The organism is Thermoactinomyces sp. DSM 45891 (genome assembly GCF_900119485.1).
In the GTDB taxonomy this organism is placed as follows: Bacteria; Bacillota; Bacilli; order Thermoactinomycetales; family Thermoactinomycetaceae; genus Baia.
Window position 1 is genome coordinate 95,634 of the sequence record NZ_FPJZ01000008.1, and the last position, 12,988, is coordinate 108,621.

Genomic DNA, 12,988 nt, shown 5'->3' on the forward strand with positions numbered 1-12,988 from the left:
GTGTCTCCTTGAGGCCCTGTGTCTCCTTGAGGTCCCGTGTCTCCTTGAGGTCCCGTGTCTCCTTGAGTCCCCGTAGCTCCAGTTGACCCCGTTGCTCCCGTACCTCCGATAGCTCCAGTAAAACCGAGGTCTGCAAGGATACCTTGAACGATTTCTCCAATGGGTCCTGATGCTCCAGTGGGAACTTCTAAATTCACGACGGCAGAACCAGGGGTTACGGTAATTTCTAATGCATTGGATATAAAGTTTATTGTATCACCAAAACCGAGTGGAATACTTCCGCTTGCACCTGAGTTTCCTTGAACTACAAATAAGAAATCACCTGTAACAAAAGTTCCCGTAGGCCCTTGAGGTCCTGTCGGTCCTTGAGGTCCTGTGTCCCCAGTGACTCCAATGGATCCCGCTGGTCCAGGAGGTCCAGAAGGTCCGGTAGCACCCACTGGTCCAGGAGGTCCTCCTGATGGTCCTGTGGCTCCCGTAGCGCCGGCGGCTCCCGTTGGTCCTCTCGTAACATCTGTGTTTAATACATTTTCTAATTTCTCATTCAGTATCCATTCTTTCTTACCAATAACATTAATCGTGTCGCGAACGCTGCTATTGATCGTAAGTAAGTCGCTAATGGTGGGTTGAAAGGTTGTTGATACGCCAGGGAGAGTGCCTAGAACGTATTGAAGCTTTTCTCCTTCAGCATTAATGATATGGCTGAGGCCTAGTTCTTCTAACGCAATCGATGATAGTAGCAAATTTACTGCATCTTCTCTAGTAATTTGTATATTAGGTGAAATATTAGGGATATTAGCTTGAGACATAGTTCTTATCTCCTTTCTATCTGGTTCGGGTAAATATGGCATAATATAAAATCCATATTCCACTCTTGACCGCTAGCTATAGACGTTACATACTAAAAAATATTCAGACATATTATATGAATCTTTTTGTATTTGTGTGCTGTACGGTAGAATTAGCCTAGTTGCACTATTCAGGAACTATGTGTTTCATAATCCATGTACAAATGGAGAAAGATTGGAGAATATGATAAACTAACCATGGCTTCCTGTAAGCCTGTCTATGTTGGATAAGGATTACAGGGTCAAGAAAGAGGTGTTTGATTTGAAAATTTCTACCAAGGGTCGATATGGCCTGACGATTATGATGGACTTAGCAACACACTATGGGCAAGGTCCCATTCCTTTAAAGAGAATTGCAGAGAGACATGATTTATCTGAACATTATCTAGAGCAACTTGTAGCTCCACTGCGAAATGCAGGTTTAGTAAGAAGTATTCGTGGAGCCTACGGGGGATATAAATTATCGAAAACACCAGAAGAGATTACAGCCGGAGAGGTGATTCGAGTTCTAGAGGGTCCTATTAGCCCTGTAGAGTTTACGGATGAAGACCACCCGGCTCGTCGGGATTTATGGAAACGAATTCGCGATGCGATTGCGAGTGAATTAGATTCCACTACGCTTGCACACCTCATTCAGTTTTCAGCTGAGGGAAATAATGAAAACTTCATGTTTTATATCTAAAGACAGGTGGACGGTATGTCAATTTATTTAGATCATGCAGCAACAACTCCAATTGATCCAAGAGTAAAAGAAGCGATGGACCCTTATCTGATAGATGCTTTTGGCAATCCTTCCAGTATTCATACGTATGGGCGTGATGTACGAGCCGCGATTGATGCGGCAAGAGAGACGATTGCTCGTTCCATTCATGCAACTGACCCGAGTGAAATTGTGTTTACGAGCGGCGGGACAGAAGCAGATAATATGGCCTTGAGAGGCGTTATGGTAGAGGCAAGATCGTCTGGCAAAAAACATCTCATTACGAGCCAGATTGAACACCATGCCATCTTAGATACATGCGAATACCTAGAGAAGTTAGGATTTGAAATAACGTATGTACCAGTAGATAGCTCTGGGCTTGTACACCTTCAAGATATACAAAATGCGATTCGCCCTGATACCGCCCTTATCTCCATCATGTTTGGAAATAATGAAATCGGTACGTTGCAACCCGTTCGTGAAATCGGTGAGCTTGCTCGCGAGAGAGGAATTCTTTTTCATGTGGATGCAGTGCAGGCGCTAGGATTAGAAGAAATGGATGTAAGCGATTTGCAGGTCGATCTCATGTCGATCTCTGCACATAAAATTTGCGGTCCAAAGGGGATAGGCGCGCTTTATGTTCACAAAAAAGTGAAAATGATGCCCCAGATGTTTGGTGGATATCAAGAACGCAGAAGGCGGGCTGGTACGGAAAATGTGCCCGGAATTATAGGATTTGCTAAGGCAGTAGCGTTGCGGATACAGGAAAGAGAGAGATATCGCGAACATTTAAAGCAATTACGAAGAGAGTTGTTTCGTGCTTTAAAAGTGAAACAGATTGATTTTGTGCAAAATGGACATGGGGAACAATCATTGCTCCATATTGTAAACTTGAGCTTTCCGGGTATCGATTCGGAAACTCTGTTGATGAATCTAGATATTGCGGGAATTGCTGTATCTAGTGGCTCAGCGTGTACTTCTGGAACCATTCACAAGTCCCATGTGATCGAGGCACTACAGGTGGGAGAGGAGCGGGTGGACTCCGCGATCCGCTTTAGTTTTGGTCAATCGAATACGATAAAAGAGATTTTGTATGTAGTAGATATACTAAGGGATACGATTCAAAGGCTTTCTAAGACATAGAAGATAACAGAGGAAAAGGGAGAGATTGGCTGTTGACGGCGAGATTTGAAAATGGAATGGCACAATGGGAACATGATGTGGATAATATCCATTGGAAGTCAATTCTTCACGAAATCGATGAGGCTCTGGCAGACAATCTAGCGGCGGAAATCGGATTTTCATCATTTGAACGTTTGGAGCAGGCTTCTGAGTTGGTTGCAGGTGAATACTATATTTGTCATCTCTCAGATGGGCGCTGGACTTGGTGGAATGTTGAAACGTATGTAACAGAAGACCCGCTTTTCTTTCAATCGAAGACAGAGTTAATCGGATATATTCAGCAATTTTTACAGCTTGATTCTAATCAATTAAAAAGGTTAGATGGAGGGCTGGATCAAGCGGTCCAAATGAAACGTTGTCTCTATTGTGAGTATGAGTATGATCCTCAAGACGCTGATCATTGGGACCCTGAGCAAGAGCAATTGTCTTATTGTTCTGCTGCATGTGCGACTTCATCTGTTTTAGAGGAGATGAAAGATGGACTGTGAATATGACTGAGCAACAGCTTCCTTCCATGGACTCCTATGTTCGCGGTACATTTGTCCGGGAACTATTTTATAACGAAGAAAATAGCTACGGTGTTTTTCTACTGGACGTGATAGAAGCATCATGTGAGGGGAGTCCCAAAACCGTTACGGTTGTTGGGAACTTTTTGCGTCCGCATGAAGGGGAGGTGTACACCTGTTACGGCGAATGGCGGACTCATGCTCGATTTGGAGAGCAATTTTTTATCGAGCGCTTGGAAAAGGAGTTTCCTCGTTCCAAGGAAGCCGTTGTGAAGTATTTATCAAGTGACCTCTTCCATGGAATCGGGAAGAAGACAGCGATCCGGATTGTGAAGTATTTAGGTGAGGATGCCTTAAAACGGATTTTTACGAATCCAAAAGAGTTAGATCAAGTTGAGGGATTAAATGAGACGCAGAAGACTACGATTATCAAGGGATTAGGAGAAAATCGCATCTTGGAGCAAGCGTTGGTCTTTCTCTATGAATCAGGGTTTGGTGCGATTATGGCTTTAAAAATCGTGCAGTTGTATAAGCATGAGACTCTTGAAATGATTAAAGAGAACCCTTACCGCCTGATTGATGATATCGAGGGGATTGGTTTTCGTCGTGCGGATGAGTTAGCGCGAAAACAAGGAATTGCAGAAGATGCCCCTGAGCGGCTTCGAGCGGCTATTTTGTATCTATTACAAGAAGCTTCCTATTCACACGGACATGTGTACCTCACGAAGGAAGAAGTTTGGGAGCAAGTAAAAGAATTGTTGGGGAGTAAGACAGAAGAATGGTTTCCTTTAGAAGTTCGGAATGAGTGTTATGCAGATCTATTAGGAAATAAGCGTGTGTTACTAGAGGAAGAACGGGTTTACCTGCCTACCTTATTTTATGCGGAGTATGGCTTGGCTCTAAAGATGAAGCAGTTGCTCGAGCAGGTGCAGGAAAAGGAATTTGCGGTTCAAGATATGTATCAGGCACTCGGGGAAGTGGAGGAAGCGTTCGACATTCATTATGCAGATTGCCAAAGGGAAGCGATTATGCAGGCTCTACGTTCTTCTATCATGATTTTGACCGGTGGCCCTGGCACAGGAAAGACGACTGTTATTAGGGGGATTTGCCATCTGTTTGGCAAGCTTCATGAATGCTCGCTAGATCCTGAGGCCTATAAAGGTACAGACAAACCTTATCCGATTCGCTTAGTTGCTCCAACAGGTAGAGCGGCTAAGCGAATGAGTGAAGCGACAGGGCTTCCGGCAATGACGATCCATCGATTATTGGGCTGGAAAGGTGAGTTTTTTGAGCATCATGCGGAGAACCCGATCGAAGGTTCTTTGTTGATTGTGGATGAAACTTCTATGCTGGATATATGGTTGGCGAATCAACTATTTCGTTCTTTACCACCAGGAATGCAGGTGATTCTAGTGGGGGATCGTGATCAACTCCCTTCTGTAGGTCCAGGCAAAGTATTACATCATCTTCTGGAAGTAGGACGGATTTCGCGGGTCGAACTGGATGAGATTTTTCGGCAAGCAAGCGATTCTTCGATTATTCAACTTGCTCACCAAGTGCGAAAAGGCGATACTCCAGAAGATTTGATGGAAAAGAAGCCGGATAGACGCTTTTTCCCTTGTAATCGAGATCAAGCGGTTCAAGTTGTATTACAAACGTACGAGAATGCGATCCAAAAAGGATACACCTTATTTGACGTGCAAATTTTATGTCCTATCTATAAGGGACCAGCGGGTGTGGATCGGATGAATCAAGAAATTCAGCAATTAATTAATCCGAAGAGCTCATTAAAAAAAGAAGTCTCGTGGGGAGATACGCTCTTTCGTATGGGAGATAAGGTATTACAAACTTCTAATCATCCCGAATTCCCTGTGTATAACGGAGATATGGGCATCGTAACGGGAGTGGAAGAGGAAGCGAGTAGCGATGAGCCTGTTCTGTATGTTTCCTACGAGAAGCTAGAAGTTCCTTATAAGCGGAGTCAGCTAGGACAGCTTACACTCGGCTATGCTTGTTCCATCCATAAGTCGCAAGGATCAGAGTTTGCCATTGTGATCTTGCCCGTCCTTCATACATATCGTAGAATGCTCGCTCGAAACCTGATTTATACCGGAATTACTCGCGCTAAATCATACTTGATTGTTTGTGGAGAAAAGGCGGCATTCTCTTACGGGATTACAAAAGAACACAGCGATGACCGTAATAGTCGACTCAGTGAAATCATTAGTGAAGATTGGTGAATTGGAAATCACTTCCTTCCCTTTTGTTGATGGTATTTCTACAGAGTGAAAAACCATACTAAGAACAGCGGGAGGAGGGCTATTCCTTTTGCGGAAATCACAAGAGATTCTTGGCGCAACGGTAATTCATCAAGAAACAAACAAAGTACTGGGGATTGTCACAGACTTGTTATTTAACAGTGAGCAGGTGTTAGCAGGCTTACTGTTAGAACGAGGAGGCTGGTTACGCTTCCGAAGATATATTCCGATCGAGTGTATAGTGGAGCTTGGTTTCGAAACGGTAAGGGTACATTGTGAAGAAAAATTCTCGAAACAAGCACCGATACTGGGATGGACGGGAGTCGTAACGGGGATGAATCCGCTTCGTGGACGGCCAATCGAAACGACAGACGGATTGCAACTTGGAGAAGTGATGAATGTCTATTTTCTGGAAAATATGGGGACGATAATAGGGTATGAACTTTCTGACGGATGGTGGAATGATTTACTGCATGGACGAAAAAAGGTAATCCCAGACAGGCCGTATATCTGGAAGCAGATGAAGGTGCTGGCAACCTGTGCAGATTCGACCTGAGGTAGATGATAAGGATGGAAACCCTATGTTACTTCGATGTCCTAATTGCAATTCTCACGATCTAGGTCGAGTGGGAACAAATCAACTTTATTGTTGGCACTGCTATATTGAGTTGGTACTCGAAAATGATCGAATTGTACACGTTTATCAAGTGGAAGAAGACGGTTCCCTTACTTCGTTAAACGATTTGTTTCTTGATGATGATTCATTGCCAGAAAAGCAAAATTTCGCCTAACTCTAATTTATAGCCAGAGGAGGGAGAATCGTGAATCGTCGCGTAACTTCTATGTTAGTCGGTGGCGTAATTGCTTACGCTGTTTATTACGTATTTCGAACCGGCCGTATGCCGCGTGCGTTGCATTTTACGATGAATGTCGATTTTGGGTCCCTGCGATCTCGGCTCATGCGTATGATGAAACGAAATATATTTATGGGAATGACATTTTTAAAGGTCATGATCAAACAATTGATCCGACAACTTCGTGCGGCAAGGTAAAAACTAGCCTCCTCGATCAAGGGGGCTAGTTTTTCTTGTTATAAATTGGTCAAATTGACGTATCTTAAGTAGTAAGAGACAAGCAGATGAAGGAGGTGGACGATGAACCGTTGGTCGGAATCTAAAGGATTGTATCGTACGGTATTTACATTGCTAATCCTAGCGATACTCTATTTCTTATTTCAAATACGCCCTATTTTAGGGGTGGTTGCTGATTTCTTAGGCACTATTTTTATTCCTTTTTTCCTAGCGATGATTATCTCTTACTTGCTTAATCCGATCGTAAATGTATTAGCTGTTCGTAAGGTTCCTCGCTCCATTGCTGTTTTGCTTATCTACTGTGTATTTATTACGTGTGTCGTAATCTTGATTATGAATATGGTTCCGCTGATTCAACACCAGTTAAAAGAGTTGATTGAACACTTTCCGCAGTGGAATGCACAGATCCAGCAAATGATTAAGGAGTACAGTGATCAAGGACGTGAGTGGTTACCTCTTTCCATTCAAACGGGGGTTGAAGATTCATTACGGCATTTGGAATCGGGCTTAGGAGATGTGGTTGCAAAGTTTATGAATGGGATCGGTACGACGATTAATCAAGTATTTCTCGCGTTTGTGATTCCGTTTATTGCTTTTTATATGATGAAGGATGTGCATCAGATTGAGAACCGGGTGCTGAGGTGGCTGCCTCGAAATCGTCGCTCGGAGATGGTTCGTTTGTTTCAAAATATTGATCAGGCACTGGGGAACTATATCCGGGGGCAGTTTCTGGTTTGTATGGTCATCGGGATTTTGGCTTATATCGGATATCTGATTATCGGAATGCCGTATGCGTTGTTGTTAGCTAGTTTTGTTTCTTTGTTTAATATCATTCCTTATCTAGGACCGTTTTTAGGTGCGATCCCCGCTCTTTTGGTGGCGTTGGCCTTTTCTCCCAAGATGATGGTGGGAGTGGTTGTGGTGAATATGGTGATTCAAATGCTAGAAGGAAATGTGATTTCGCCGCAGATAGTGGGTAGGTCGCTTCATCTTCATCCGATTATGATTATTTTCGCTTTAATCGTGGGGGATGAGCTGGGTGGATTAATCGGGCTTATTTTGGCGGTGCCAGTGTTTGCTGTGGGGAAAGTGGTGATTGAGCATGTGTTGGAGCATTATATTCAGCGGAAGACGGAGTAGGTGGTGAAGGAGACGGGGCTTTCCGGGGCGCGCATGGTTTGGATAAAGAATAGAAGGAAAGTGAAACCCATCATCTTATGGTGAATAAGGCTCTTTAGAGCTGTGTTCACCATAAGATGATGGGTTTATTTTTGTTGTTTGTATGCGAGAAGTAATTTAGTTGAGCTAATAAAATCACATTTCATCTTTCATTATCATCGTCGTCGCCCATCATAATGAAAGGGGAGTTATATAGGTTAAGCTTCATAGATTTCCACCTCGCTTATTATGAAAAGCTCATTTTGAAGTCGGTGCATTTCTTCAAGGCAATCACATTTTTGTAGCTTATCGCCCATTTTATCAAAACAGTTTGCTGATTTCAATAATGCTGTATATTCCCGTTGCTTGTATCCGTATCTTCTGGAGAGATGGACCGCTTCTTGGTAGTAGGTAAGAGCTGTGGGAAATTGATTTTGAAACCAGTGGAAATGTCCTTTTACAATAAGAGCTTTTGATAGCCGGAAGGGGTCTGGATTTTCTTGCTCAATCTGGATGGCTTTATCTAGATGGTAGAGTGATTGCTCCCAATCTTTTTTTGAATTAAACAAAATTCCTAAGTAAGTGTGGGCATCGACGTGTCTGCGAGGGGATCGGATCCCTTTATCTGAATCGAGGGCTAGCTGAAAGCGATTAAATGCTTTTTTCCACTCTTGTTGTTTCAGATGGATACTACCTGAGATGATAAGAAAGTCGAGATAGTGACTAATTCTCCCATCTGAACGGTTTCGTGCAATCTGTAACCCTTGTTTACAACATTGATAGGCGTCTTCATACATATTTGAATCTCGTAGGGTGATAGCACGATATTTATAGAGGTTAAATAAAGGCGCGTCGCCAAAACGATTATCTACACCTTCCACTTCAACCCAAATTCGGTCTAGCAATCGGGAAGCTTGCTCATATTGAGAGGACTTTAATAAATACATCACTTTATTCCCCAGTAGATGATACTTAAGTCCCTTTCTCTCTTTTGTTTCATCGTAATGTTGTAAGCCTAGCTCTACATACGTGAGAGCTTGCTCGAGATGATTCTCATTATAGCTACAACCAGCCAGCTCCCGGTAACAAGCCGCGATAATATTATCAAATGGATTGTGCGTGTATTTCTTAGTACAAAGGTCAATCGCATGCAGAAACTTTTCTCTGGCTCTTCTGTAGTCTTTTGCTTCGTAGCAAATGCGACCTTGTAGGAAGAGGATGTAGGGGATGGAGGGATGGTATTCTTCAAGTTGGAACTGTTCCAATTGTTCCAGAGCAGTAGCTGGATCACCTCGATCAATGATGTACTCGATGGCTGTTAAATGGTCATAGTACTCCTCGAGTTCTTCCCGTACTTTTTGAGCTTGCTCAACCACTTCGTCTTCTGTCATTCTCAACTTCTTTAGATATTCCTCCATGACTCGAGGTCTAATATTTCCTTTGGCTTTTTCTAGATTGCTAATACTCGCTTTTGAGATCAAGTGATCATCACTTAAATCGCCCATACTCTTCTTTAACTCTTTGATTCGCCTCTTCCTAAGCACATACCGAATGGTATCATCCTCTAAATAAAGAGCCATCCATTTTTACCTCCTACTTTGTTTACTAGACCCATTCTATAACTGAATACTGAAAAGAACAAATTGTTTATTTATTGAAATGAACGGAAGTGCCCTATAACTGAAAAATGAGAACATAGATAGGGGAATAAGGATAATACGGTCTGTTTGTTTATATTTTCCTGTAAACTCAGTTTTTTTCATTTTCTATCTTATAATTTGCTTAAGCTCGATTATCACTGTTTGAAATGAGGGGGTGAACGTATGTTGAAATTGCAAGTAGAGGGTTTAAGTATGCAGATCAGATCATTTCTCTATGAGCTAGAACAAAGGTCTCATGTAGCATTACAGCAACAAGAGAACGGCTATCAAATCAAGGATGGAAAAGTTACATCCTGTACCAAGTGTGAGATTCAGTATAGCCTACAAGATAGGGTTCAAACTCTCGAAATGGTTACACTTGATGGGGATACGATCAAGATTCCTTTGTTAGATGTAATGTGTGTCCAGATGGACAAGCATACACGGATCGTGTCAGGCAAGAGTTATGACATCTTTGCAAACAAAAAAGGCCACGCCACATGGCCTAAGTAAAACTGCAATACACCAACACTAAGGTAATGCTCAAATATGTGGGAGGTAGATAAATGTAGGCTCCTCCTATGTATTTTTCTCATTTTATCAGTAAGGTAGGTAAAAGAAAATGAACAAGTTTCCAAGGGGGCTCATTCCCTTGTGTACTGTGTATGCAACGGTTCAGCCGAACCGAGATATACACAATATCAGAGTCGTTCAGGATTGTGGATTTGAATTTAATTTACCTAATGCCATCTTTAGTCGAGGGAAACAAGATGACTGTTCTCGTTGTTCATGCGGGAGAAGGATTTATCCAAATGTATCCGCCCTCCGCTGCCCCCTCTGCTTCCTTGAGTCTTTACCCACCCTAGATGATTCCAATTCATAAGGGAAATCGTTTCCCTTCACTTTTTTTATTGACTAATTGTGAACAAATGAAATATATTTCTATTGTATTATAAAAAATCTATATTAATCTAAAAAATGGAGGGTTTTTAAGGTGAGAAAGAAGAAACGAATGTTTCTCCGTAGAATGTTGTTAATGGTTCTATCTTTTTTCATATTCTTCGGAACAGCATTCCCTACTTCCACACATGCGGCTGATTTTGCTAATACGACATATAAAGCCGCTGAGTGGGGTTTTTTATCTGTTTACATGAGTGTAAAAGATTCATGGAATAAGATGACAGACGGGTGGACACTAGCAACAGAGAAGAGTAACGGAAGCAAGGAACTAACGGAGAATAAACAAAGTCTTCCTGTGAAGGAGACGATTCCTAAAGGAAAAAAGGTGGACGACCCTAAGAGGGTGAAGGAACTAGTCGAACAACGGAAAATTAATGCTAAATTCTACGAGCTTTCAGATGGGCGAATTGAAGCCGAGATTAGTTCAGACCCCGTCCACTACCGTGACTCAGATGGAAAATTACAAGATATCCAGAACGATATCTCGAAAACGAAGCAAAAGGGATATGTGTACAGTAACGAAAAGAATGAATTTAAAACACATTTTAGTGATCGAGCTAACGAATTAGTTAAGATTACGAGTGGAAAGCATGCTATCTCAATGGGACTAAAAGCTCCAGATAGATCAAAGGTTTCCCCAACCGTAAAAGGAAACATCATCTCATTTCCGGATATTTTGAATAAGAGTAAAATCGAGTATCAGACGGAAAATAGCAAAGTAAAAGAAAGAATAGTGTTAAATGAGAAGCCAGAGAGTAACATATTCGACTTTATCCTTGAAACAGGCGATTTAGAGCCAAAGTTACAATCAGATGGATCAGTATTATTTGTAGATAAAGGTGATGTTGGGGTTTTTAAGATTCCGAAGCCATTTATGTACGATAGCAAGAAAGAGGAAGATTCTCCTTATGGCTATTCGTGGAGCCATGATGTGAAGCAAGAGATTATTCAAGTAGATGGTAAAAACATTTTACGCGTGACTGCTAATAAAGAATGGCTGAACGATGAAAAAAGGGTGATGCCACTAACCATCGATCCAACGATCGAGATTCAGCCAACTCCGGGTAATGGAGCCCAAAACAGTAAAGATACCATGATTAATAGTTCTTCTCCTACCACGAATTATAATGATAACTGGAGACTATCCGTAGGCGCAGATTCGTCACAAACTTCACGCTCTCTTGTAAAGTTTGATACTTCTGTTATCCCAGCAGGAAGCAAAGTAGACTTCGCACAGGTACAGATGTACTATGATCAAAACTTTTGTACAGGTTGTAAGGATACCGATCACGATGTAACGTTTAGCCTCCACCGAGTCCTGCAAGACTGGAATCCAGCCGAGGCCACTTGGAAGGAAGCGAAAAAAGGGGAGGCATGGAAAACGCCCGGTGGAACCTTCCGATCCGACGTGGAAGCAAGTACCTATGTAATAGACAATACAGATAGCACAGGTATTACGAAGAACGGTACATGGAACCTGTCTTCCAATGTATCGGGCGGCGTGAATGGTAGTTATCATGCGGCACAGCCAAATGATAAGAGTGCGACGAATACCTTTACATGGAAGCCCTATCTAAATGAAAGCGGAACGTACAACGTTGCCGCATCCAATGTAAAAGCATCCGATCGCGCTACTTCTGCTCCATATAGCATTACTCACAATGGAGGAACATCCAAAGTTTATATGAACCAGCGGACAGCGAATACCGGTTATCAATGGCTGGGACAATTTCGATTTGCCACTGGGGATAGCCATAGTATTACGCTTTCTAACTACGATTCCAGTAAAAAAGTAGATGGAGCCGTCATTGCGGATGCTATCCGTTTTACTAAGGTAGCCGAAGTGGATAAATCAGCTAACGTAAATAACCGCTGGCATGATTACACCGCGCGCGACCTCGTTCAATCATGGGTCGATGGGAGCCAAGAAAACTATGGAGTTCTCATTAAAGCCAAGGATGAATCGAAAAAAGTAGGCGGCATACGGTATACCGCGAGTCAAAACTTTGATGAAAATGCGATTCGACCGAAACTAAAAGTCGTGTATGGAAAACCGTCTGTACTCTTGGCGGAGCCAACTAAAATCTACGCCAACGGTGCAGAGTTGAAATGGACAAAGTATATCCGAACCGACTTTGTAGAGTATCAGATCCACCGAAGTACCAATCAGAGCTTTACACCAGATGAGAGTACGCTGGTTGCACCGATTCCGAACCAGAATACACTCACCTTTACGGACACTACTGCAACACCAACCCCTGCCTATAGCAGTGATCCGTTTGGACGAGCCTATTTCTATCAAATTGCGGTGAAAACAGTAGACGGTACCGTTGTCCCTTCTACAACCCAACTCGTAAGATTGCCTAAGTCGGGTATGGCGATTCAAGTCTTACAAAATGCTATTGACACTACCATCTCGAGTGAGCATAAGAATACAAGCTTTAATTACTTAGACGAAAAAGGGAATCCATGGGCATCTGTCGGAAATAACAGTGCTACCTTTGGCAATACCCGCTCCCTCTATAAATTTGATCTCTCTTCCATTCCGAACACAGCAAAGGTAGTGGACGCAGACTTTAGTCTGTGGAGCTGGCAACGAGATAGCGTGGGAAGCAAACATGCTACCTATAATGCTCATTACCTAT

12 protein-coding genes are annotated in these 12,988 nt (G+C 42.5%); 10 read left to right on the top strand and 2 right to left on the bottom strand.

What is annotated here, in order from left to right:
• On the bottom strand, positions 1-809 hold an 809-nt coding region (locus BT147_RS15500), incomplete at its 3' end, for an alpha-helical endospore appendage domain-containing protein (RefSeq protein ID WP_502688561.1).
• Positions 810-1,110: 301 nt separating this feature from the next.
• Here BT147_RS15500 and cymR point away from each other — a divergent pair.
• The 8 genes from cymR to BT147_RS08675 all read left to right on the top strand — a co-directional run bounded on the left by cymR (position 1,111) and on the right by BT147_RS08675 (position 7,725).
• On the top strand, positions 1,111-1,530 hold the full coding sequence (cymR, locus tag BT147_RS08640; RefSeq protein WP_072333710.1) for a cysteine metabolism transcriptional regulator CymR: 420 nt from the start codon (positions 1,111-1,113) through the stop codon (positions 1,528-1,530).
• A gap of 15 nt (positions 1,531-1,545) precedes the next feature.
• Positions 1,546-2,691: a cysteine desulfurase family protein gene (locus tag BT147_RS08645; protein WP_072333713.1), complete on the top strand. Its 1,146-nt coding sequence runs from the start codon at positions 1,546-1,548 to the stop codon at positions 2,689-2,691.
• Positions 2,692-2,723: 32 nt separating this feature from the next.
• Positions 2,724-3,218, top strand: coding sequence for a hypothetical protein (locus BT147_RS08650; protein ID WP_072333716.1), 495 nt, complete (start codon positions 2,724-2,726; stop codon positions 3,216-3,218).
• A 2-nt stretch (positions 3,219-3,220) separates the two neighbouring features.
• Complete coding sequence (gene recD2 / locus BT147_RS08655) at positions 3,221-5,476, top strand: SF1B family DNA helicase RecD2 (protein ID WP_072333719.1); 2,256 nt, start codon at positions 3,221-3,223, stop codon at positions 5,474-5,476.
• Positions 5,477-5,564: 88 nt separating this feature from the next.
• Positions 5,565-6,050, top strand: a complete 486-nt coding sequence (locus BT147_RS08660; RefSeq protein ID WP_072333722.1) for a PRC-barrel domain-containing protein — start codon at positions 5,565-5,567, stop codon at positions 6,048-6,050.
• 25 nt (positions 6,051-6,075) lie between these two features.
• Positions 6,076-6,285 carry a YrzR-like zinc ribbon domain gene (locus BT147_RS08665; RefSeq protein ID WP_072333758.1) on the top strand — a complete coding sequence of 70 codons (210 nt, stop codon included), beginning with the start codon at positions 6,076-6,078 and terminating at the stop codon, positions 6,283-6,285.
• Between the two features lie 30 nt (positions 6,286-6,315).
• On the top strand, positions 6,316-6,546 hold the full coding sequence (locus tag BT147_RS08670; protein WP_072333725.1) for a hypothetical protein: 231 nt from the start codon (positions 6,316-6,318) through the stop codon (positions 6,544-6,546).
• Positions 6,547-6,648: 102 nt separating this feature from the next.
• Complete coding sequence (locus BT147_RS08675) at positions 6,649-7,725, top strand: AI-2E family transporter (protein WP_072333728.1); 1,077 nt, start codon at positions 6,649-6,651, stop codon at positions 7,723-7,725.
• 236 nt (positions 7,726-7,961) lie between these two features.
• On the opposite strand, the gene BT147_RS08680 is transcribed toward BT147_RS08675, so the two are convergent.
• Entirely contained in the window at positions 7,962-9,323 is a 1,362-nt protein-coding gene (locus BT147_RS08680; protein WP_072333731.1) for a helix-turn-helix domain-containing protein, read from the bottom strand.
• 243 nt (positions 9,324-9,566) lie between these two features.
• Here BT147_RS08680 and BT147_RS08685 point away from each other — a divergent pair, with 243 nt between their 5' ends.
• A complete protein-coding gene (locus BT147_RS08685) occupies positions 9,567-9,896 on the top strand; it encodes a hypothetical protein (RefSeq protein WP_072333734.1) in 330 nt (109 codons plus the stop codon).
• Positions 9,897-10,377: 481 nt separating this feature from the next.
• Positions 10,378-12,988, top strand: a 2,611-nt coding sequence (locus BT147_RS08690; protein ID WP_143187958.1) for a DNRLRE domain-containing protein, incomplete at its 3' end; no start/stop codon positions are given.